Genomic DNA, 23796 nt, shown 5'->3' on the forward strand with positions numbered 1-23796 from the left:
TGAATCCCGATGTCGGTTCTAGTCATCTTTATCTTTGTTTTTATCCTTGTCTTTGTCTTTGTCTTTCTCCTTGCCTTTGCCCTTCTCTTCTCCGCCGCCGGAAACAAGCTTGGAGCCTCCGTTCTGCTGCATCGAAGTCTGCCCTCCGGTCTGCTGAGGAGTCGGTGTAGGCGAGGGACTGCCGGCCTGCTGGTTCAAGAAATCCTGGTAAGTCCGCGTCGTCACATTGACGACCTTGTCGTCTTCCTTGACGGTGATGACGGCGTTTTTGTCCGGTGCCACGATCACTTTAACATCGACTGCCGACGGCGAGGAGATGGTCTCGGTCCGGTATTCGCGGTTGTCGCCCTGGGCGTCGCTCACAAGCACCTTGAACGTGGATTTCTTTCCTTCCGACGAAGGAACCAGCGGCACGTTGACAACCATCTGTCCCGCTTCCTGCGGCATGCCGGAGCTTACGATCAAGCCGATGGCCTGGCCGACGGGAACGTCGTTATCCGGCTCGTAAGGGAACTGCTTGATGACTTTGCCTTTGGCGACTTTATAGCTGGGCTCTTCGGTGACCGCTCCCACCTTTAACTTGCTGACGCTAATCCGGCTGATGGCTTCTTCCTTCGACAGGCCGACAAGTGCAGGCATCTTGATCGTTTCTTTGCCTTTGCTTGCGATCAGCTTGACTGCGGCCGCGGCCGGATTCAGTTCTTCGCCTTCGCGCGGGGTCTGCTCCAGAACCGTATTCGCTTCCTGGTCTTCGGAGTACCGGTACGTAATCGAGATCTGATCCTCCTTGAGACCGAGCCCCTGGATCAGTTGAGCCTTGGCGTCATCCACGTTGTGATTGACCACCGAAATCATTTTCTTTAATTCAGGCCCTTTGCTGACCTTGAGTTTGACTTTCGTCTGCTCTTTGGCTTTCATCCCGGCCTGCGGATTCTGGTCGATAACGACTCCCGCGGGCTGCGGGTCGGCGACCTCTTCCACTTCGTAACCGAGCTTGGCGGCGGTCAGCTTTTCCTGGGCCTTCTGCAGCGTATCTGTTTTGACGTTAGGGACCGGAACCTCGGCAACGACTACTTTCCCCTGTACGTAATAAATAGCGCCGGCCAGCAGCAGAGCGATCAGGACGAGTATCGTGACCCACAGGCCTGTCTTTTTCTTTTTCTTCGGGGGCGGGGACGATTTGGATGCGGCGGGCTCCGTTTTGCCCTTGACCTCCGATTCCTCCGCATCATCCTCGTCATCGAATATTTGCACCTGCTGATTAGGACGGATGGCGGGGAGAACGAGCGTGTTCTCGTCATCGTCATGATCGTCGTGATGAAAGCTTATTTTAGGTTCGTTGCGGCGTTCGGGCTGCAGACAGGTTTCCAGATCCTCCATCATGGCGCGGGCGGATTGGTACCGCTCATCGGGCTTTTTGCGCACCGCTTTGAGAATGATATTCTCCAGACTTTGCGGAATCATCGGATTAATCCGCCTCGGATCCTCAGCGTCTTCCTGCAGATGTTTCAAAGCCACACTGATCGGGCTTTCGCCGTGAAACGGAAGCTCGCCCGTCAGCATTTGATACATCACGATCCCAAGCGAATACAGATCCGATTTTTCTCCCGTATTGGTTCCTTTCGCATGCTCCGGCGAGAAATAGTGAACCGAGCCGACGACGGAACCCGTCTGTGTGATCGTAGAAGAAGTAGCCGCGCGGGCGATTCCGAAATCCGTCACTTTGACGCGACCGTTTTTTCCGATCAGAATATTATGAGGTTTAATGTCCCGATGAATAATTCCGTTATGATGCGCATGCTCCAGAGCATCGCAGATTTGGGCCGCATAATGAACGGCTTCCTCGACAGGCAGCGGGGCCCGCTCTTTGATAATTTCGTTCAGCGTCTTCCCCTCGATATATTCCATCACGATGTAATGGAGATCGCCTTCCTGACCCACGTCGTAAATGCTGACCACGTTAGGATGGGAAAGCGAAGCCGCCGCCTGGGCTTCCCGGCGGAAACGGCGGATGAACTCTTCGTCGTTCACGTACTGCTGGCGGAGCATTTTGACGGCCACCTTGCGGTGGAGCAGGATATCGAGCCCTTTGTAGACAAGAGCCATTCCTCCGCCGCCAATGCGTTCCAGAATTTCGTAGCGGCCACCAAGCTTCGTTCCAATCATGCGGGATCCCCTCCCGAAGCGGGTCCTGAGTCTCCCGACGCAAGAATGATCGTGATGTTGTCGTCTCCGCCCGCATCCAGAGCAGCCTGAAGCAGGCTTTGAGCCATGGCTTCCAATTCGGATTCCCCGCGCACGATCGACAGGATCGTCTGGTCGTCGACCATTCCGCTCAATCCGTCGCTGCAAAGAAGGAGAATATCTCCGCTCTCCAGGCTCAGATGCTGAACGTCTGGCTGCGCATCAGGTTCCGTCCCCAGCGCCCTGGTAAGTACGTTGCGTCGCGGATGGCGCTCCGCTTCGTCCGGTGTCAGTTGGCCGTTCTTCAAAAGTTCGTTCACCAGAGAATGATCCTCCGTCAAACGGAGAATAGAGGGCCCGCTTATTTTATAGGCGCGGCTGTCTCCGATATGCCCCAGGACGGCCAGCTGTCCGGATGCCAGGAGAACGACGACGGTCGTGCCCATTCCCTGAAGCTCTTCCCTGGCGGAGGCATATTCGAACACCTTGCGGTTGGTCGAACGGATCGCTTCCTTCACGGCAAGCTTGCACTCTTCGACCGTCATCGAGGAACTCAGGGATTTGAGTTCTTCCCGGATGATATCGATGGTCATCTGACTGGCGACGTCGCCCGCCTGATGACCGCCCATTCCGTCGGCCACAATGGCCAGGGAATACCCTCCGACGTCATGCTGAATAACGGCTCTGTCTTCATTTACGGACCGGACTCGGCCGGTATCTGTCACACTCACCATTTTCATCCGCATTTCACTCCGTTATTTCGCTTCCATATGCTTGGCCCGCAGTTGTCCGCAGGCGGCGGCAATGTCGCTGCCCTGCTCACGGCGTATGGTCGCGTTGATTTTGTTGCGTTCCAGAATGCGCTGGAAGTTAAAAATATCGTCGCGCGTCGTACGCACGTAATCCCGCTCCTGCACGTAATTGACCGGAATCAGGTTAACGTGGCACATCGGCAGTTCCTTCAGAACTTCGGCGAGTTCCTCGGCATGCTCGGCCTGGTCGTTCACGTTGCCCATCAGAGCGTACTCGAACGTGATGCGGCGGCCCGTTTTGGCCATGTAATATTTGCACGACTCGATCAGATCGGCGAACGGGAACCGGCGGTTAACCGGCATTAACTTGGAACGGAGCGCATCATTGGGCGCATGGATGGAAATCGCCAAATTGATCTGCGTATCCTCGTCCGCAAACCGGTAAATGTTCGGCACGATACCGCTGGTCGAAACGGTGATGTGGCGCTGGCCGATATTCAGGCCCTTCGGATGAATCATAATGTTTAGAAACTTCATCATCGCATCGTAGTTCTCGAACGGTTCGCCGATTCCCATGATGACGATGGAGCTCACGCGCTCTCCGGTCGCATCGAGGAGCTGCTGCGCTTTGACAATCTGGGCGACGATTTCGCCCGCGCGCAAATCACGCTTCAATCCGCCGAGTGTGGAGGCGCAGAACGTGCAGCCGATTCGGCAGCCGACTTGAGTCGTCACACATACGCTGTTGCCGTAGCTGTGCTTCATGATCACGGTCTCGATCGCGTTTTTGTCCGCCAGCTCGAACAGGAACTTCACCGTTCCGTCCTTCGACTGCTGCTTGGCGATTTCGGTCAGCGTGACGAAGGAAAAGCCGGCCTTCAATTTATCGCGAAGCGCCTTCGACAAATTCGTCATTTCCTCGAAGTCCGTGACACGTTTCACATACAGCCAATCGAAAATCTGTCCGGCACGGAAGGCCGGCTCTTTGTTCTCCTCGGTCCACTGCTTCCAGTCTTCCAGACTGTAGTCGTACACAAAAGGTTTATCTACTTGCAAGGTTTTATTTTTCACAGTAATCACACCTAACTTATTTTCCAAATAAAAAAATGGGTTATCCAGCCGAATCCTTCCTATTTTAGCATAAAAGACGGCTGAACACACTAGAGCTCGGCGTGCGAGTCCAGTGTCTCTTGTAGGCAGCGGAAGAAGCTGCCCCCTCCTAGCGTGCGAAGCTGCGGACGGAGCGTTTAGCGGGTTCATCCGGCTGCCCGATGCAAAATCGCCAAACGGATGAGCCGGACGGCAGAGGGAGAACAGCCTGCGGACGGCTCCTCCCGAACGATATCGCAATGCGGATCGGGGCTGCTTCCTCACCCATCCCGTTCTTTTTATCCGCCGCTTACGCCAAGCGCCGGATCCGGGCGATAAAAAAGCCGTCGGTCCCGTACTGGTCCGGCATAATCGAGATCATGCCCGAAGCCGCCTGCTCCAGAGGCGCGGATTCCGGCCAGCCTGTTGTCGGAATCGGATCAAGGACAAAATCGGGATGAGCCTCCAAGAAGCGGGCCACCGCGTCCTCGTTCTCCGTCCGCTCGATTGTACATGTGCTGTAGACAAGCACACCGCCGGGTTTGAGCAGACCGTGAACAGCCTCCAGGATGCTCTGCTGGACGGCCGCGATCCCGGCGATGTCCTCCTCCCGCTTGCCCCATTTCAGGTCGGGCTTCCGGCGGATGACGCCGAAGCCCGAACAGGGAGCGTCAAGCAGGATGCGGTCAAACGAAGCCGGCTCGAATTCCCCGGCAAGTTCCCTGGCATCCTTCACCAAGGTATGGACCGACTTCAGGCCCAGCCTCTGGGCCTGTTCGTCGATCAGCCGCTTTTTGTGAGGATGCAGGTCGCAGGCCCACACCGTGCCGGTGTCGTCCATCTTCTCCGCGATGTGCGCCGTTTTGCCGCCCGGAGCGGCACAGCAGTCCAGGACGGTCATGCCTGCCTCCGGCCGAAGCGCTTCGGCAACGAGCATGGAGCTTTCGTCCTGGATGGAGTAGTCGCCCTGGCCGAAGCCCGGCGTCAGCGCCATGTTTCCGCCCGAGGATACGACAATGCCAGCGGGGGACAGTGCCGAAGGCTCGGCGTCGAATCCGCCCAGCCGCAGCTGCTCCAGCAGCGCATCGGGATGCTGGCGGCGTGTATTCGCGCGGATGCTGATGTGCGGCGGTTCGTTGTTCGCCTTGCAAATGCGCTCGCACGCTTCGGCGCCGTACTGCAGGGTCCAGCGCCGGACCAGCCACTCGGGATGGGAATGTTCGAGCGAAATGCGCTGGGTGTCCGTCATCCCTTGCGGAAGCGTCAGCTCCGCACGCTGGCGGATAGCGCTGCGCAGCACGCCGTTGACCATGCCGGAGATGCCCTGATGGCCACGACGCTTCGCTATGTTAACGGCTTCGCTGACAACCGCGTGGTCGGGCACACGTTCCAGATACAGGAGCTGATACAAGCTCATCCGGAGCAGACTGCGTACCCAGGGCTGAAGCTTGCCGAGCCCCTTGGTCACCAGTTTCGCCAAGTAATAGTCGATTGTATTCCGTCTCTGGATCGTTCCGTACACAATTTCCGTAGCCAGAGCGGCATCCGGACGCGGGAGATCCGCTTCGCGCAGTATCTGATTCAGCTTGAGGTTGCTGTAGGAACCCGCTTCCTCGACGCCTGTCAACACGCTGAGCGCAGCGTCGCGCGCCGTTTTTTTTACATTCTCTCGTTTCGGTTTTGCGGCCTGGCTGTTTCTCCGGTCGGTCCGAGAACGGCTTGCCGGACCGCTGGCGCCCCCGGCTTGTCCCTTCCGGTTATCCGGCTCATTTTTTTTCACGGGACTTGCACACATCCTTTGCTTATTAAAATCGTACGTATGCGGCTCCCGCTTTAGAATCATCGCTTGGCAGGGACTTATGCATCGTTTACGGAAAAACGCAGGAACCGTCGGTCATTTACCGAAAATTCCTGCGCATTGCGTGCCACGCGTCTGCTATTCACCCAAAACGGTGCCTTTCTCCATGGAACTTCCCCGTACAAGCTGAGCCGCTTCCATGGCCTTCTTGCCGGCAGGCTGGACATTCAGCAGTTTCAGGCTTCCATCGCCCGTAGCCACTTCGATCCCGTCTTCGTCCGCTCCGATAACCGTGCCTGGCTTAAGCCCTGCGCCGGTCGAGCTTTCCGACGTTCTATCCGCGCTTGGCGCGAGGTCTTCGGGCTTTTTGCACACCCATACTTTCAGGATTTCCCCGTTCCAGGTCGTATAAGCGCCCGGAAAAGGATTTAATCCGCGAACCAGATTCCAGATATCCTTGGAAGACCGGTTCCAGTCGATTTTCTCGTCTTCGCGGTTGATATTCGGCGAGTATACCGCTTGCGAATCATCCTGCGGAACAGCCTGGACCGTACCCGCAATCAATTCGGGCAGCGTGCGCTTAAGCAGATCTGCGCCCGCCAGGCTAAGCTTGTCGAACATCGTGCCGGTCGTATCGTCATCCCCGATCGGAACTTCAATCTTGCTGATCATATCTCCCGTATCCAGCCCCACCGCCATGTACATGATGGTCACGCCCGTCACCTGCTCGCCCTGTATGATTGCATGGTGAATCGGAGCGCCCCCCCTGTATTTCGGCAGAAGGGAGGCATGGATATTGATGCAGCCAAGGCGGGGAATGTCGAGCACCGCCTTGGGCAGAATTTGGCCGTATGCGGCCGTCACGATAAGATCCGGAGCAATTCTCCGGATTTCATCGACCGTGTCGGATGTGCGCAGCTTCTCCGGCTGAAACACCGGGATGCCGTGCTTCTCGGCCTCTACTTTGACGGGAGGCGGCGTCAGCACGCGCTTGCGCCCTTTCGGCCGGTCCGGCGGTGTAACGACGGCAGTCACTTCATAGCCGCCCTCGATAAGCGTCCTCAAGGAAGGAACCGCGAAGTCCGGGGTTCCCATAAAAATCAGCTTCACGGTCAGTGGTCCTCTTTCTCTTCGAGTTCAGGGCGGTACAGACGGATCGCCAGATCCGTGAACAGGACACCGTTCAAGTGGTCCACTTCGTGCATGATGCAGCGGGCCAGCAGTTCTTCGCCTTCGAGTTCGAACTCTTCGCCGTTGCGGTCCTGGCCTTTCACTTTTACCTTGAAGGGGCGCTTGACCTCTCCTTCAAGTCCCGGAATACTCAGGCAGCCTTCCGGTCCGATCTGCTCGCCGCTTTGTTCGACAACGACCGGATTGACGATCTCAATCAGTCCGTTCTCGTCTCCCACGTCCATCACGATGACACGCTTGAGAATGCCCACCTGCGGGGCGGCCAGGCCGACGCCCGGCGCATCGTACATCGTATCCGCCATATCGTCGAGCAGTTTATGGAGGTTGGAATTAAATTTCGTTACCTGTTTGGCGGTTTCCCGCAGCACAGAGTCTCCTTCTTTAACAATCATGCGAATGGCCATTCCATCCACCTGCTTTCTTTAAAGTCATTCTATGAGGGCAAGGGCCTTAGCCCTTGAATGGGTTTAAGAGATCCGTATGAGTTTCCCGCCGCTTATATACGCGTTAATCGGCACGGGCATCCATCCGGTTCTGTCTTACACCGGGCTTTCCGTTCCGGAACACGCGGACTACATGAGCATTTGAGGATCGACATCCACGCTGATCGTCAGCTTATCTTTCGTCGTCCTCTCGGCAAATTCATCCAGAACCTTGGCCACAATACGGGAAGCGGACGCCTCCCCACGATATTTTACCACGCATTGGAACCGATATCTATCCTTGATCCTCGGAATGGGCGAAGCGACCGGACCCAGCACATTCATAAAAAAGTCCTCCCCCGTACTGGACGCAAAAACGTTCTCCTGCTCGGCGGCCCCGAGCTCCCGGAGACGCTGGGCCACCGCTTCCGCGGTCCGGACCAGAAGCGGCACCTGCTCGTGGGTCAAGGTGATGAGAATAAGCCGGCAGTACGGCGGATAGCCGAGCTTCCGGCGGTGCGGAAGCTCCTCCTCCACGAAACCTTCGTAATCGTGGTGGCTCGCCGTAATGACGCTGTAGTGCTCCGGCGTATACGTCTGGACGAACACTTCGCCGGGTAGTTGATGGCGCCCAGCCCGCCCCGCCACCTGCGTAAGCAGTTGGAAGGTTCGCTCGGCGGAACGGAAGTCGGGCAGGTTCAGCACTGTATCGGCCGCGATAACGCCGACAAGGGTAACATCGGGGAAGTCCAGTCCTTTGGCGACCATCTGGGTGCCGAGCAGGACGTCCGCCTGTTTGTTGCGGAACATCGTCAGCCACTTCTCGTGAGAACCTTTCTCCGTCGTCGTGTCCACATCCATCCGGATGACGCGGATGCCGGGAAAGAGCTTCACGAGCTCTTCCTCGACCCGCTGGGTTCCGGTTCCGAAATGCCGGATATGCTCCGACCCGCAATCGGGACACAGCTCCATCTGCCTTTCGGCATAGCCGCAGTAATGGCAGCGCAGCGTCCGCGACACCTGATGATACGTCAGCGAGATATCACAGTGCGGACAGCCGGCTACATAGCCGCACGTCCTGCACATGACGAATGTCGCGTATCCCCGGCGGTTTAGCAGGAGAACCGTCTGTTCGCCTTTGAGGAGCCGTTCCTCCAGCCCCCGGTGAAGAAGCCGGCTGAACATGGACCGGTTCCCGCTGCGCAGTTCCTCCCGCATATCGACGATATGCACGGGCGGAAGAGGGCGTCCGGCCACCCGGGACTTCATTTTGAGCAGCTTGTATTCCGGCTTGCCGCCGGGGGCCACCTTCGTTTTCTGAATGCTTTCAAGCGAAGGAGTCGCCGATCCCAGTATCACGGCCGCTCCGTTATAACGGGCTCTCCAGGCGGCGATATCCCGTGCGTGATACTTCGGGCTCTCTTCCTGTTTGTATGAAGATTCATGCTCTTCATCGATGATAATCAGACCCAGCTTCCGGAACGGGACGAACACGGCCGAACGGGCCCCGATGACAACCCGGACCTGGCGTCTCATAATTTTGCGCCATTCGTCGAAACGCTCTCCCAGCGACAGCCGGCTGTGCATCACGGCGACCTCATCTCCGAAGCGGCCTTTAAACCGCTCCACCATTTGGGGAGTCAGTGAAATCTCCGGCACGAGCACGATCGCTTCCCGTCCCTGTTCCAGACAGCGGCTGATGGCCTGCAGGTACACTTCCGTCTTCCCGCTGCCTGTTACCCCTTGGAGCAAGTAAACCTGGTGGCTGCGGCTGTCCAGCGTGGCGGCAATGTCGTCATAAACGGACTGCTGTTCCCGCGTCAGCGGCAGCGGCTTCGTTTCTTCAAAATGGCGGTTCGCATACGGGTCCCGCATCACTTCTACTTCACGCAGGCCAATCCAGCCTTTGTCCGCGAGTCCTTTCACCGTACCGGCGCCGACCTGGAGCTTGTCCATCAGTTCCGTCAGGCGGATCGGCCGGGGGTTCTCATGCAAATAGCGCAGAACCTCTTTCTGCTTATGGGAACGGGCAGGAAGTTCTTCCGCGATGGCCAGCAAATCGGCGGAACCGCCCGATCCCGGAGCGTTGCCGGACGTCCCGGCAGCTTGGGTTTCCATCGCGGCTTCCGAGACTTCGGGGGCTCCGGACGAAAATACCGTCAGAGCTTTCTTCGTCGCGAGCCTGTCCTTCATCCCCTGGGTTTCGACAAGCTGACCCTCGTCCAGCATTTGACGGATCAGCCCGCCGTCTTCCGGAAAGGCATCCAGAAGGTCTTCCATCTTCGCTTTTCCTTTTGAGCGCAAATAATTCAAAATGTTCTCCTGGGCCGGCAGCAAAAGCAGAAGCTCCGTTCCGCCCGCGCTTCCTGCTTCCGCGGCTTGAACGAAGCGTTCATACTTGGCTTTCAGCGCCCCGGGAAGCATGGCTTGCAGAGCGGTTACTTCGTGGCACAAATACGTGCTGCTCATCCAGTGCCCCAGCTGTACCAGTTCTTCCGTCAGAGGAGGAGCGGCGTCCAGCACATGACGGATCGCTTTCAGTCTTTTGGGATCGACCGTTGTCGTTTCGTGAAGTTCCACCACAAACCCCTGGAGCACACGGGGACCGAAAGGAACGCCGACACGGCTTCCTACTTCAACCCAGCCCTGCAGAGACGGGGGCACCGAATAATCGAATGCCCGGTTCGTCTGCTTGGCGGGGACATCGACTATCACTTTGGCGAACATGGCGTTTCCCCTTTGTCTGCCCCCGGTTCCTCAGCGTCCGGTTCCGGAGGTTCCGCTCCCTGCTGCCGCATCTGCTGACGGCTGGCCGCCAGCCGGACGATATGTTCGGCTATGGCATCCTTGGTCATCATGGGCGGCGCTTCCACAAGACCGCCGGCATCGAAGATGCGCACCACATTGGTGTCCGTTCCGAAACCCGCTCCTTGCATGGAGACATCGTTGGCGACAAGCAGGTCGCATTTTTTACGCAAAAGCTTATCGAGCGCATACTCGTCCACCCGTTCGGTTTCCGCCGCAAAGCCGACCACGAACTGACGGGTTTTGGCTTCTCCGAGAGCTTGAAGGATGTCGGGATTTTTAACAAGTTCGATCGTAAGGGTTTCCCCGGTTTTTTTCATTTTCTGCTCGCGCTGTTCCGAAGGACGGTAATCGGCGACCGCAGCCGCTTTGAAAACGAGATCCGTCTTCTCAAAACGAGCCATCACCTTGTCGTACATATCCAGAGCGGATGTGACGGATACTCTTTCGACGCCCGGAGGCACGGGAAGTGAAGAAGGTCCGCTGACGAGCGTGACGTTGGCTCCGAGCCGCTTGGCCGCCTCCGCAATAGCGTAGCCCATTTTGCCGGAAGAATCGTTTGTAATGTAGCGCACGGGATCGATGCGTTCGACCGTCCCTCCGGCCGTCACCAGCACGTTCCGGCCTTGAAGCGGTGTGTCCGGCTGAAAATACGCGGCGATCCGCCCGAAAATTTCCTCGGGTTCGGCCAAACGTCCTTTCCCGACATACCCGCATGCCAATTGGCCGGTTCCGGGTTCCACAAACAGAACGCCTCTTTCCTGCAGCACTTTCATGTTGCCCGCGACCGCCGGGTGCGTGTACATGTGCACGTTCATGGCAGGAGCCACCATCACCGGGGCCGTCGTAGCGAGAAGCGTCGTGCTGAGCATATCGTCCGCCAGCCCGTGCGCCATTTTCCCGATCATGTTCGCCGTCGCCGGAGCGACCACAACCAAATCCGCCCGGTCGGCCAGATCGATGTGGGAAATAACGGCCGCTTCCTTCTCGTCGAACGTATCGACGGCTACAGGCTTGCGGGTCAGCGACTGGAAAGTCAGCGGCGTAATAAACTCGACCGCGGACTTCGTCATAATCACCCGCACGTCCGCCCCTGCCTGACTCAGCTTGCTGCAAAGCGCAGCCGCCTTATAAGCGGCTATTCCCCCGCATACGCCGACTACGATTGTTTTACCTGATAACATCGGCAGTTCCCTCCCGGCTAGAAAAAAATAACAACCGCAATGGGTTGTCCTGATATCCGGTATACTTGCACCCCGCTCTTATTCAGGATCGCAGCATCCGGTTGTATACATAGAACGGCAGTCACAGGGACTGCCGCTTTGGGCCGAACGGACCGCTTGGGATCCTATTCGTCTTCTTTGGTTTCGATCTTCTCGTACTTCACAAGATCTCCGTACAATTCTTCTAGGGCCACTCCAACCTGCTTGTGGGATTTAATATCCTGCAGGTGGGTATTCGTACCGTCTCTAAGAGATCTCGCACGCTTAGCGGCGGCAACTACGAGCGAATATTTGCTATCCACTTTGTCGAGCAGTTTATCAATTGAAGGATACAGCATACTTGTCGTTCACTCTCCGATCCATTGTTCCAATCTGGGTAAAATCCGGTCGCACTTACAATGTTCAGCCATAAGAATGGACTGGATTTTGTAGCAAGCTTTGTGTACCTCGTCATTGACGATACCATAATCGTAATGCCGCATCAAACGAATCTCGTCGACAGCCACGGACATGCGGCTGCGGATAATGTCGTTCGTTTCCGTACCGCGAGTCACGATACGGTTCTCCAGCTCGGCCAGAGAAGGCGGAATCAGGAAGATAAAAGTCGCCTCAGGAAACTTCTCCTTGACCTTCAAAGCGCCCTGCACTTCGATTTCCAGGATAACGTCCTTGCCGGAGGCGAGCGTTTCTTCCACAAAGCGGCGAGGAGTGCCGTAATAATTGCCCACGTACTCGGCATGTTCCAGCATCTCGTCGGAAGCGATTAATTGTTCGAACTGGTCTTTCGATTTGAAAAAATAATTGACACCCTCCACTTCGCCTTCTCTAGGCTTGCGGGTTGTGGCGGAAACAGAATAGACCAGCTCCGGCGACATCTTGCGAAGCGCGGAACACACGGTTCCTTTGCCGACGCCCGAAGGGCCCGAGAGCACGATCAGAATTCCTCTATCCCGTTCCAGTGTATTTGTATTACTCGTCATGATCATCGTCCTTGTTAGAAAGTCGGTGAGCAACGGTCTCCGGTTGAACCGCAGATAGGATCACATGGTCGCTGTCCGTAATGATGACGGCGCGGGTTCTTCTCCCGTAAGTCGCGTCAATCAGCATATGGCGGTCGCGCGCCTCCTGAATGATCCTTTTAATCGGAGCGGATTCGGGGCTTACGATCGAAATGATACGGTTTGCCGAAACAATATTACCGAACCCGATGTTGATCAATTTGATGGCCATTGAGTTTCCTCCTCGTGACACCGTCAGCGGTTCACTCGATATTCTGTATTTGTTCTCTCATTTTCTCCAATTCGGCTTTCAGCTCAATGACCCTGCCTGACACTTCAATGTGTCCCGCTTTGGAGCCGATGGTGTTTGCTTCGCGGTTCATTTCTTGAATGAGAAAATCGAGCTTGCGACCGACAGGTTCCCGGGAACCGAGCAGCTGCCTAAATTGGCTGATGTGGCTGTGCAGCCGGGTCATCTCTTCGTCCACATTGGAGCGGTCCGCAAACAAGGCTATCTCGGCTGCGAGCCGCTGTTCATCTACCGGAACTTGATCCGTCAGCAGCTCCTGAATCCGCTGCCGCAGCTTCACGGCATATTCCCGGACGACTTCAGGGGCGTAACGTTTCATTTCGACGTTGAGATCTTCAATCATCGTCAGCCGGACGGTCAAATCTTCCGACAGGTGGGAGCCTTCTCGCTCCCTCATGCCGTTCAGCTCGGCCAGCGCTCCTTCCGTGCAGGCAACCAAAAGATCGGCGAGCGCATCGTCGTCTCCCTCGCGCTGCTCGGAAATGGCAAGCAAATCCGGCAGTTTGAGGAGATCCGACAGATGCAGCTCCCCGGCTAAGCCATGCTTCTGGCGAAGCTGCTCGGCAGCCTGCATGTATCCGTCCACGAGCGCCCAGTCGACTGTTACCGATTTATTAGAAGCGGAGTCCCGCTCAATCGTCACAAAGCAATCGGCACGGCCGCGTTTAATGAAGCGGAGCACCGTTTTCTTGATGGTGTCTTCGTAGGCCATCCATTCTTTCGGCATACGCACAGAGATGTCGCAATAGCGGTGATTCACGGTTTTGATATCAATCGACACCCGGTAGCCTTGCGAAGAAAGCGAGGCATGCCCGAATCCGGTCATACTTCGTATCATATAGGGGCTCACATCCATTAACCTATTGTAATTCATTTTAAAAGGGGGGACAAGAGCAATTCACGGCGCTCGGCTTTTTGCCAGACGTACTGTGTAAGCTGCACGCTCATGTCGTAAAACAGGAACGGTGTCATGAAATAAATGCCATTAAACAGAGGCATTGCAGCATCAAGCAGTTCTTTGGCGATAGCCACGCCTTCTTTGCGCCCCGCTTCCCCTTCGAGTCCCGTCATTCTGGCGCGCACTTCGTCCGAAAGCTGGATACCCGGAACCTCGTTGTGCAAATACTCCGCGTTCCGGCCGCTGGCCAGAGGCATGATGCCTATGAAAACGGGAACGTCCAGATGCTTGGTCGCCTCGTGCATGCGTTCGATCAGCTTCGGATCATAGACAGGCTGGGTCATGATATAATCGGCGCCGGACTCGATCTTCCGTTCCAGTCTTTGGACCGCCTTGTCCAAATATTTCACGTTCGGATTAAAAGCCGCGCCGACAATGAAATTGGCTTTCTTCTTGAGCGGCTTGCCCGAAAAAGCGATGCCTTCGTTGAGCTGTTTGATCATGCGGATCATTTCGAACGAAGTCATGTCATAGACGGAGCTTGCGCCCGGCAGATCGCCGAATCTCGCGGGATCTCCCGTCACGGCGAGCACGTGATCGATCCCCAGCGCGTGCAGGCCCATCAGGTGGGACTGCGTGCCGATGCTGTTGCGGTCGCGGCAGGCGATGTGAATGAGCGGACGCGCCCCGTGCTGTTCTTTAACCAGCATGCCGAGCGCAAGATTGCTCATCCGCGTCACGGCCAGTGAATTGTCGGCCATCGTAATGGCGTCCACATGCACGTCCTGGAGAGCTTTCGTCCCTTCCATGAACTTGCCGATATCGAGGTCGCGCGGAGGGTCCAGCTCCACGATAACCGTATGGCGCTGTTTCACAAGGTCGACCAGAGTAGGTTCGACATCCGCCTCCCGGACGGACGTCTGCGGAGCGGCTTCGGTCACGACGGCCCGTTCCGCTGCGGAAACGGATTCCGCCGCATACACTTCGCTCCGGTTAGGCTCGTAGCCCTGGAGAGCCTTGACCATAGCCGCGATATGCTCCGGTGTCGTTCCACAGCAGCCGCCGATGATCCTGGCGCCTAAATCGGCAAAGCGCAGCGCGCTTTCGGCAAAATACTCCGGCGTCGCGGCATACGAATAACGGCCGTCCACGTAGTCCGGAATACCCGCGTTCGGGAATACCGAGAACGGGATGTCGCTCAGTTGGGCGACTCCCTGGAGGGAGCGCAGAATGCCGTTGGGACCCGTGCGGCAGTTAAATCCGATCACATCGGCCCCTTCCTCTTTCAGGCGGAGGAACGCGTCCTGCAGGGAAATACCGTCGTGCGTCGTGTTGATTCCTTCGGTAGCGAACTGGCAGATGACGGGAATCGAGCTGAGCTGACGGATCAGACGCAGCGCGATAAGCATCTCCTCAAGATCGTAGAACGTCTCCAGCAGCAGCCCGTCCACCTGAGTATCAAGCAGCACGAGAATTTGTTCGCGCAGCGCATCCTCGACATCCGCCGTGCGGACGTTCTTGCGCATGCCCGCCCGGATCGGGCCGATCGCTCCGACCACGTAAGCATCCTCGCCGACCGAACTGCGGGCCAGCTCGACGCCGGCCCTGTTGATGGCCTCGACTTCCTGCTCAAGGCCGTATTTGGATAATTTTTCCCTATTTGCGGAGAAAGTATTCGTTTCAATAAGCCGGGCACCGGCTTCATAATAGCGACGGTGAACGTCGGCAACCACTTCAGACTGAATCAGGTTAAGCTCCTCGTAGGAAATTCCGACGGGAAAGCCCTGCTGATATAAGTAGGTCCCCATCGCTCCGTCCCCGATAAGGATCTTCTGCGCAAGCACCTGGCGGAGTTCCGGTTTCATGTTCTTCCCACCCCATCAAAATAGTACATTTACTTTAACACAAACGACCGGCAAACTTAAAGGCTTTTTACGTTCTAAAGTAAAACCGGCGGCTTCGCGCCGCCGGCCGTTACTCTTCGACTTTTCCTTTGTAAACCTCCGCGGCCGGCCCGGTCATATACACCCGGTTGTCAGCCTCGTTCCATTCGATCAGCAGATCGCCGCCTTTAAGCGAAATCGTGGCGGTCCGATCCGTTTTGCCCGTCAAAACGAGAGCGACGAGCGTAGCGCACGCTCCGGTTCCGCAGGCCAGCGTCGGCCCCGCTCCCCTTTCCCATACGCGCATATCCGCGTAATCTCTGGAGCGGACCGTCACAAACTCGACGTTGGCCTTGTTCGGAAACAGCGGATGCTGCTCCAGCAGAGGCCCCCAGGCGGCCAGATCGAAGCTCGGCGCGTCTTCCACGTCGATGACACAGTGCGGATTGCCCATCGAAACCGCCGTAAACGTGAAGGTCCGCCCCCCCGCTTCGATCGGCTGGTCGATCACCCGCTCGGCGTCGATCGTCGTCGGGATTTCGAGACCTTGAAGCACAGGCTCTCCCATATCGACGCGAATCGCTTTGGCGATGCCCTTCTCCGCCGTCACATGCACCTGCTGCACGCCGGCTCCGCGCGTTTCGACGGTGATGGCTTCTCTTTTGCCGGGGTCCCGGTCGTACACATATTTGGCGACGCAGCGGATCGCGTTGCCGCACTGCTCCGGTTCGCTTCCGTCCGAATTGATGATGCGCATCTGCACGTCCGCTTTCTCGGAAGGCAGAATGAACACCAGCCCGTCGGCGCCGATCCCGAAATACCGGTTGCACCAGCGGACAGCGAGTTCCGCTACATTCTCAGGAAGTTCTTTATAGCCGGACAGCACGATAAAATCGTTGCCCAGACCGTTCATTTTCGTAAATTCCATAAGGGTTCCCTCTCGCTAAATCGATGTAATGTCATTCCCTTTATCATAGCGTAAAAGAATATGTCTGGCTATCGCCAGTTTCCCGTAAAAAAGAAAAACCCGTGACGGCCTCGGCCGTTTAACGGGTTTGAAAACTTCCCGGGCGATCCGGCTCGCGGGGATTACCGGAAGCTCGGCTTGGAGCTGTACTTCGACGTTTTTTTCTTGGAAGGATTCTGCATGACGCTCCCCAGTCCCATCAGGAAGGTTGGAATACCTGCCGCAATCAGCACGATGATCCAGTCTTTGAAGCCGAGCGGAACGGTTTTGAAAATAGGCTGCAGCTGCGGGGTATACATCACGCCCAGCATCAGAACGAGCGAAGACAGGACCGCCAAGACCAGATATTTGTTCTGAAGCGGATTGCGGTGAAAAATGGAGCGCGAGCTGCGGCAGTCGAACACATGGATGAGCTGCGCCATAACGAGCGTCGCGAAGGCAACGCTTTGCGCCTTGACGAGATGCTGGGCATCTCCGGGATTTTCCCGCAGCACGAGCCAGAAAGCGCCCAGCGTGCAGATGCCGATAAGAAATCCTCTGGAAATGATTTTCCATCCCAGACGGCGTGCGAAAATGTTTTCTTTGGCCGAGCGGGGCTTGTGCTGCATCAGGTCTTTTTCCGCTTGATCGACGCCAAGCGCCATCGCGGGCAGGCCGTCCGTCACCAGATTGACCCACAAAATCTGAATCGGGATAAGCGGCAGCGGGAGCCCCGCCATCATGGCGAGGAACATCGTCAGGATTTCGCCGACATTGGAAGCGAGCAGATACCGGATGAACTTCCGGATATTCTCGTAAATTCCCCGGCCTTCCTCGATAGCCGCCACGATCGTCGAGAAGTTGTCATCGCTGAGCACCAGGGACGACGCTTCCTTCGTCACGTCCGTGCCGCTTATTCCCATGGCGATGCCGATATCCGCCGCCTTGATGGCCGGCGCGTCATTGACTCCGTCGCCCGTCATCGCGACGACATGGCCTTTGGCCTGGAGCGCTTTGACGATGCGGAGCTTGTGCTCCGGCGAAACGCGGGCGTAGACGTAGATATCGTCTACTTTGCTTTCGAGCGCCTCGTCGTCCATGGCCGCAAGCTGGTGGCCGCTGATGCACATCCCCCCGGCCGGGAGCATCCCGAGCTGCTTGGCGATGGCTTCCGCGGTCGTCAGGTGATCCCCGGTGATCATCACCGTCTTGATGCCGGCCTTGCGGCATTTGGCCATCGCTTCACGGACTTCGCGGCGCGGCGGATCGATCATGCCGGCCAAGCCTACGAAGACGAGCCCGCGCTCGGCATCCTCGTGATCCTCGCACGACTCCGTCGGCTTCAGCTCCCGGTAAGCCGTTCCGAGCACACGGAGCGCCGAACGCGCCATCCCTTCGTTCGCGGCCATCAGTTTGGCTTTCAGCGTGGATGTGAACGGAATCACCTTGTCGTCCCATAAAATGTAGGAGCAGTGCTGCATGAGCACATCCGGCGCTCCTTTGGTCATCACGAGCTTGCGGCCTCCGCCGGAGACGATAACCGACATCCGCTTTCTTTCGGAGTCGAAAGGGAACTCCGCCAGCCGGCTAAACTGCGGATTCAAGACTTCGTGCGTAACGCCGGCTTTAGCGGCCAATACGACAAGAGCGCCTTCCGTCGGATCTCCCTTTACGTTCCATACCGTATCCGGCAGTTCGTCTTTGACGCGCTTTTTCTTGACCGGTTCCGTTTCCTCTTTATAAAGGACGGCGTTGCTGCACAAAGCCGATACGTGCAGAAACTGGCGCAGCATCGAATTTTTGGCGGGATTGACTCTTGTGCCGCCGTCGCTGATCTCGCCTTCCGGCGTGTACCCGTCTCCGCTCACTTCCAGCAGGCTGCCGCCGACCCACAGATGGGTCACGGTCATTTTGTTCTGGGTCAGCGTCCCCGTCTTGTCCGAGCAAATCACGGAAGCGCAGCCGAGCGTTTCGACGGAGGGCAGCTTGCGGACGATCGCCTTGCGTTTGATCATGCGCTGTACGCCAAGGGCCAAAGCTATCGTAACAATGGCGGGCAGTCCTTCCGGAATGGCCGCTACGGCCAAACTGACTCCCGCGAGAAACATCGCATAAGGAGGCTGTCCGTGCACGATACCGGCGACAACCACCATGACCGTCAAGCAGAGCGCTACGACGATCAGGATCTTGCCGAGCTGCTCCAGCCGGTGCTGCAGCGGGGTTTCAAGCGTCTCCGTATTTTGGATCAGGTCGGCGATCTTCCCCATTTCGGTCTCCATGCCGATCCGCACGACCGCGCCCTTCCCCGTCCCCCGCGTAACCATCGTGCCCATAAATGAGAGATTCCGCTGATCGCCGATCGTCACGGTATCGGAGCTTAAGGGATCGACGGTTTTTCCGACCGGAACGGACTCGCCCGTCAGGGCGGATTCCTCCACGTAGAAGCTGTTCGCTTCGATGAGCCGGATATCCGCGGGAACCCGGTCTCCGCTCTCCAGGAGGATGATATCTCCGGGAACCAGGTCACGGGCGGGGATCGTATGCAGTTCGCCTCCGCGCATTACCTTGGCTCCCGGCGCCGAAAGTTCTTTCAAGGCACGGAGTGAACGCTCCGCGCGGAATTCCTGTATAAACCCGAGAATTCCGTTCATGATGATAATGGCGACGATGGTTATCGCGTCCAAAAATTCGCCGAGCAGTCCCGATACGAGTGTGGCGCCCATCAATACGAGAACCATAAAGTCTTTGAACTGGTTTAAAAACAAAGTGACTGGCGAAACGCTTTTTCCTTCGGACAGTTCATTGCGGCCGGCTTCGGTCTGCCTGTTGTCCGCTTCTGCCGATGACAGACCTTCGGACGGATGAACGCGCTGCGTCTGCAGGACTTCATCCGCCGTCATCTGGTACCATTCTTTCTGACTCATCACCGTTTCCCCTCCCGGTTACTTTCAGGTGCAAGACCCGCTTCTCTTGCTAAATGTATTCAGACAAGCCGCAAAATATCCCAGCTTGTACGGCGCTTCTAAAGAAAGAACTTAAAATTTCCTCGCATTTATGGCATGATAGAATGTAATGAACTTGGATAGGAGACTTTCATCATGGCATTAGACGGACTGGTCCTCCATGCAATCGTGCACGAGCTGCAGGAATGTGTAGGAGGCCGGATAAATAAAATACATCAGCCTACGGGCAGTGACGTGGTTATGCAGATCCGCGCCCGCGGTCGTTCGCTTAAACTTCTTCTCTCCGCGAACCCTACCTATCCGCGGATGCACGTGACGGAAGGGCAGTACTTGAATCCTCAGGAAGCCCCCATGTTCTGCATGCTGCTCCGCAAGCACTGCGAAGGCGGCATCATCGACTCCATCGAGCAGGTCGGGCTGGAGCGGATCGTTCACTTCCGTGTGCGCCAGCGCGACGAACTCGGGGATGTGAGCACGAAAACCATCGTCGTGGAGATCATGGGCAGACACAGCAACCTGATTCTTATGGACCCTTCCACGGGCACCATCCTGGACGGCATTCATCACGTGACGCCGGCCATCAGCTCTTATCGCATCGTCATGCCCGGCAGCGCCTACGTGGAGCCGCCGGCTCAGGACAAAACGAATCCGCTGGATACGAGCGAAGCCGTGTTCCGCCGGAGCATGAGCGCGGGAATCGGGGAAGACGCCGCTCCGGAGAAGCAGATGCTCGCTTCCTTCAGCGGCCTGAGCCCCCTTGCGGCGCGGGAAATCGTCTACCGCAGCGGAACCCGGCTCGGCGTGCCGTACGGCGAGGACGCGCTCGCCCCGCTGTGGCAGTCTTTCCGCAGCGTGACAGACGCGGTGCGCGAGCGGCGGTATTCCCCCGTCATCGTTGAAGAAACGAAGACGGGCAAGCTTTTCTTCTCGGTCATGGAACTGACCCAGATCGAAGGCGAGTCCCGCGTGTTCCCTACCGTCAGCGAGTGCCTGGAAAGTTACTTCGGGGACAAGGCGGAGCGCGACACCGTCAAGCAGCGTGCCGCCGATCTCGTTAAGCTTTTGCAGAACGAGAAAGCCAAAAATATCAAGAAAATGGATAAACTTCAGGAGACGAAGGAAGAAGCGAAAGACGCGGACCGTTTCCGCATTATGGGAGAACTGCTTACGGCCCATCTGCATCAAATCCGCAAAGGGGATAAAACAGCCGTTGTAGTCAACTATTACGAGGAGGCCCAGCCGCAGCAGAGCATAGCGCTCGATCCCCTGCTTAATCCTTCGGAGAATGCGCAGCGCTATTTTAAACGGTATACAAAAAGCAAAAACAGTCTGGCTTACGTAGAAGAGCAGATGAGCCAGACCGAGATGGAGATCCAGTACCTCTCCTCGCTTCTGCAGCAGCTCGGTTCCGCCTCGATGCGGGATATCGCGGAAATCCGGGATGAGCTTGCGGAGCAGGGTTATGTGCGTGAGCGCCATACGAAAGGCAAGCGCAAGAAAAAATCCGATAAGCCGTCCGTGGCTTGCTTCACGTCGAGCGAAGGCGTTCCGATCTACGTCGGCAAGAATAATACCCAGAATGACTATGTGACGAACCGGCTTGCGAGCGCCGGAGATACTTGGCTGCATACGAAGGATATTCCGGGCTCGCACGTCGTGATCCGCAGCCAGTCGTTCGGCGAAGCCACCCTGCACGAGGCGGCCCAGCTTGCCGCTTATTTCAGCCAGGCGAAGGAATCGAGCTCGGTTCCCGTGGATTACACCCTCATCCGCCACGTGCATAAGCCGAGCGGCGCCAAGCCGGGATTCGTCATTTACGAACAGCAGAAGACGCTGTTTGTGACCCCGGACGATCAGCTGATCAAGCAGATGCCGCAGACCGTGAAGGCTTAAAAACAAGGACAACGCTCCCGGCGAGTAACGCAGTTCCGGAACTCGCGTCCGGGGCTAGGCTGCGGAAACTCCGCCGGGACGCCGAACAAAAAAAGCTGACAGCTCAATAGGCTGTCAGCTTTTTCAGTTTAAGCGCGCATTCACGAGCATCGCCGGAAAGCAGGTAAATATGCTTCGTGCCGCGAAGCACCTCGTCGCATTCGATCGCGTTTCCGCCGATAAACACTTTGGTCCGGCTGCCGAGTTCCCCGATTCTCCGGTCCAGCTTTGCATAGAACGGATAAGCTTCGTCCAGCATCGACTTCATCGAAGAACCGAAGGCGAACGCCGCGGGACGGCTCTGTTCCAGACAATCGAAGATGCCTTTCTCCGAAGGCGAAGCTCCGAGATACAGCGTCTGAAAGCCGTTTTGCAGCGCGAAATAACCCAGAAACAGAATCCCCAGTTCATGACGCTCGTAAGGCGAACAGGCGGTAATCAATCTGGGGCCGCCCGGCGGAACGGAAAATAAGTTCTTTAACGCCAACAGACGTTCCCGGATAAAATGACTCCCGAAATGCTCCTGATATTCGGAGATTTCTCCCCGTTCCCACATCTCTCCGACTCGGATCAGCGTCGGCTGTAGAACTTGAAGCAGAATAAAGTCCATCTGGTGCAGCGCCGCAAGCTGGTCGAAAAACCGCTGGGCGCCCGCCGGATCCAGATGAAGAAAGAAACCCAGCAGCTTCTCCTGATACTCTTTCAGTTCGCTGCGGATAAACGGAAGCTCGGCCTCGGCCGGAGAGAATGTCTCGGTCGAGGCCGAGCTTTCGAGCTGCAGCTGTTGTTCCTGAACGGCGAGACCGATGGGAACACCCGAATCCGCCTTGCTTTTCAGCCATATCAATGTTTCTATATCATGATTCGTGTAGCCTCTATATCCGTTCGGAAAACGGTCCGGTTGGACGGCGCCGTAACGTTCCTCCCATTTGCGGATCAACTGGGTGGAAAGCCCGGAACGCATCGAAGCTTCCTTGATTGTATAAAGTCGGCTCATGTCTTTGTACCCCCGGCTAACCTTGAACATGCCCCAATTATAGACCATTTACAAAGCTTAGACAATGAACGGTTTAAACCGCTCCGGGGAATGCGGGGCGTCCGACGGACACATAAGTAAAGCCTTTCTCCGCCATCTCGGCGGGGGCAAACATGTTGCGGCCGTCGATAATCAGCGGCTCTCTGACCAGGCTGCGGAGCCTATCGAAATCGATACGCCGCAGGTCTTCCCAATCGGTTGCGATCACAACGGCTTCCGCATTTTCCGCGGCCTCATAAGGATCGGTCAGGCAGCGTACACCGGGAAGCAGAACAGACGCCTTGGAAGCCGCAGCCGGATCGTATGCCGTCACAACCGCTCCCCGCTCCTGCAGGGAACGGATAATATCCAGCGCAGGAGCATCGCGGAGATCATCCGTGTTGGGCTTAAACGCAAGCCCCCATACCGTAATGCTCCGGCCTGTCGCATTTCCGCCCAAAGCGGCCGTCACCTTCTCGACAAACCGCTCGCGCTGAAGCGTGTTGACCTCGATGACCGCCCGCAGAATGCGGAAATCATAATCGGCATTTTGGGCGATTTTCAGCTGGGCCCTCGTATCTTTGGGGAAGCAGGAACCGCCGTAACCGATTCCCGCCTGCAGAAACTTGGGCCCGATCCGGTTATCGAGCCCCATTCCCCGGGCAACGAGACTGACGTCCGCACCTACTTTCTCGCATACGTTCGCCATTTCGTTGATGAATGAAATTTTAGCGGCCAGGAAGGCATTGGACGCATATTTAATCAGTTCGGCACTCTCGGGGTCGGTCCGCACAACCTCGCCGCCGAACGCGGCCTGCAGCTTCTCTACGCGGAGAGCGGCATCCGCATCGTCGGACCCGATCACGACCCGGTCGGGATGAAACGTGTCGTGAATGGCCGTCCCTTCTCTTAGAAACTCCGGATTGGACACCACGGAAAAGGGAACGGGCCGCTGCTGCCCTTCTTCCATCCACTGCCGGATGCGCCTGGACGTTCCTACGGGCACCGTGCTTTTCATCACGATGATTTTATAATCGTCCATCTGCTGCGCCAATGTCTCCACCGCGCCGCGGACCTGTTCCATGTCGACTTCCCCGTTTTCAAGCGTAGGCGTTCCTACCGCAATGAATAGGATGGACGAGTCCTGCACGGCTCTTGCCAGGTCGGTCGTGAAAGACAACCGGCCGGCGGCCTGGTTCGAGGCCGCAAGCTCCCTCAGCCCAGGTTCGTAAATCGGAATTTCGCCAAGGCTGAGACGGCGGACTTTATCGGGATCGATGTCTACGCAGATGACTTCATGCCCGATTTCGGCGTAGCAGCATCCGGTAACGAGCCCGACATACCCCGTCCCAATAACGGCAATGCGCTCCATTCAAGATTCTCCTCC

General features: G+C 56.9%; 18 protein-coding genes. 1 reads left to right on the top strand and 17 read right to left on the bottom strand.

The genetic code is table 11. The features are described 5' to 3' along the window. Positions 1-18: 18 nt before the first annotated feature. From pknB to HMPREF1207_RS04055, 15 genes are all read right to left on the bottom strand, one after another. The gene (gene pknB, locus HMPREF1207_RS03985) at positions 19-2166 is read right to left on the bottom strand and encodes a Stk1 family PASTA domain-containing Ser/Thr kinase (RefSeq protein WP_009672631.1); all 2148 of its coding nucleotides are present in this window, start codon (positions 2164-2166) and stop codon (positions 19-21) included. Further along, complete coding sequence (locus tag HMPREF1207_RS03990) at positions 2163-2924, bottom strand: Stp1/IreP family PP2C-type Ser/Thr phosphatase (protein ID WP_009672585.1); 762 nt, start codon at positions 2922-2924, stop codon at positions 2163-2165. The genes pknB and HMPREF1207_RS03990 overlap by 4 nt, the downstream gene beginning before the upstream one ends. A gap of 15 nt (positions 2925-2939) precedes the next feature. Continuing rightward, a complete protein-coding gene (gene rlmN / locus HMPREF1207_RS03995) occupies positions 2940-4007 on the bottom strand; it encodes a 23S rRNA (adenine(2503)-C(2))-methyltransferase RlmN (protein ID WP_009672584.1) in 1068 nt (355 codons plus the stop codon). 328 nt (positions 4008-4335) lie between these two features. Continuing rightward, on the bottom strand, positions 4336-5820 hold the full coding sequence (gene rsmB / locus HMPREF1207_RS04000) for a 16S rRNA (cytosine(967)-C(5))-methyltransferase RsmB (protein ID WP_016423459.1): 1485 nt from the start codon (positions 5818-5820) through the stop codon (positions 4336-4338). A 141-nt stretch (positions 5821-5961) separates the two neighbouring features. Beyond that, positions 5962-6933 carry a methionyl-tRNA formyltransferase gene (gene fmt, locus HMPREF1207_RS04005; protein ID WP_009672596.1) on the bottom strand — a complete coding sequence of 324 codons (972 nt, stop codon included), beginning with the start codon at positions 6931-6933 and terminating at the stop codon, positions 5962-5964. Between the two features lie 2 nt (positions 6934-6935). Beyond that, the gene (def, locus tag HMPREF1207_RS04010; protein ID WP_009672622.1) at positions 6936-7418 is read right to left on the bottom strand and encodes a peptide deformylase; all 483 of its coding nucleotides are present in this window, start codon (positions 7416-7418) and stop codon (positions 6936-6938) included. A 168-nt stretch (positions 7419-7586) separates the two neighbouring features. After that, complete coding sequence (gene priA / locus HMPREF1207_RS04015) at positions 7587-10163, bottom strand: primosomal protein N' (protein WP_009672623.1); 2577 nt, start codon at positions 10161-10163, stop codon at positions 7587-7589. Next, positions 10148-11425 (bottom strand): bifunctional phosphopantothenoylcysteine decarboxylase/phosphopantothenate--cysteine ligase CoaBC, encoded by a 1278-nt coding sequence (coaBC, locus tag HMPREF1207_RS04020; RefSeq protein ID WP_009672656.1) that lies wholly within the window; start codon positions 11423-11425, stop codon positions 10148-10150. Before coaBC ends, priA begins: the two co-directional genes overlap by 16 nt. 164 nt (positions 11426-11589) lie before the next feature. After that, positions 11590-11802: a DNA-directed RNA polymerase subunit omega gene (gene rpoZ, locus HMPREF1207_RS04025; protein ID WP_009672654.1), complete on the bottom strand. Its 213-nt coding sequence runs from the start codon at positions 11800-11802 to the stop codon at positions 11590-11592. A 9-nt stretch (positions 11803-11811) separates the two neighbouring features. Next, a complete protein-coding gene (gmk, locus tag HMPREF1207_RS04030; RefSeq protein WP_009672638.1) occupies positions 11812-12444 on the bottom strand; it encodes a guanylate kinase in 633 nt (210 codons plus the stop codon). Then, entirely contained in the window at positions 12434-12694 is a 261-nt protein-coding gene (remA, locus tag HMPREF1207_RS04035; protein ID WP_009672664.1) for an extracellular matrix/biofilm regulator RemA, read from the bottom strand. The genes gmk and remA overlap by 11 nt, the downstream gene beginning before the upstream one ends. 31 nt (positions 12695-12725) lie before the next feature. Then, a complete protein-coding gene (locus HMPREF1207_RS04040; protein ID WP_009672587.1) occupies positions 12726-13610 on the bottom strand; it encodes a YicC/YloC family endoribonuclease in 885 nt (294 codons plus the stop codon). Between the two features lie 32 nt (positions 13611-13642). After that, entirely contained in the window at positions 13643-15535 is a 1893-nt protein-coding gene (locus tag HMPREF1207_RS04045; RefSeq protein WP_009672606.1) for a bifunctional homocysteine S-methyltransferase/methylenetetrahydrofolate reductase, read from the bottom strand. Positions 15536-15644: 109 nt separating this feature from the next. After that, complete coding sequence (gene dapF / locus HMPREF1207_RS04050) at positions 15645-16481, bottom strand: diaminopimelate epimerase (RefSeq protein ID WP_009672613.1); 837 nt, start codon at positions 16479-16481, stop codon at positions 15645-15647. 161 nt (positions 16482-16642) lie between these two features. After that, positions 16643-19423, bottom strand: a complete 2781-nt coding sequence (locus HMPREF1207_RS04055) for a calcium-translocating P-type ATPase, SERCA-type (protein WP_009672626.1) — start codon at positions 19421-19423, stop codon at positions 16643-16645. A 174-nt stretch (positions 19424-19597) separates the two neighbouring features. Here HMPREF1207_RS04055 and HMPREF1207_RS04060 point away from each other — a divergent pair, with 174 nt between their 5' ends. After that, on the top strand, positions 19598-21355 hold the full coding sequence (locus tag HMPREF1207_RS04060) for an Rqc2 family fibronectin-binding protein (protein ID WP_009672612.1): 1758 nt from the start codon (positions 19598-19600) through the stop codon (positions 21353-21355). Between the two features lie 103 nt (positions 21356-21458). On the opposite strand, the gene HMPREF1207_RS04065 is transcribed toward HMPREF1207_RS04060, so the two are convergent. Together HMPREF1207_RS04065 and HMPREF1207_RS04070 are read right to left on the bottom strand one after the other, a co-directional pair. Further along, positions 21459-22391 (bottom strand): MerR family transcriptional regulator, encoded by a 933-nt coding sequence (locus HMPREF1207_RS04065; protein ID WP_009672591.1) that lies wholly within the window; start codon positions 22389-22391, stop codon positions 21459-21461. A gap of 73 nt (positions 22392-22464) precedes the next feature. Next, positions 22465-23781, bottom strand: a complete 1317-nt coding sequence (locus HMPREF1207_RS04070; protein ID WP_009672660.1) for a UDP-glucose dehydrogenase family protein — start codon at positions 23779-23781, stop codon at positions 22465-22467. Positions 23782-23796: the final 15 nt, after the last annotated feature.

The organism is Paenibacillus sp. HGH0039 (assembly GCF_000411255.1).
In the GTDB taxonomy this organism is placed as follows: domain Bacteria; phylum Bacillota; class Bacilli; order Paenibacillales; family NBRC-103111; genus Paenibacillus_F.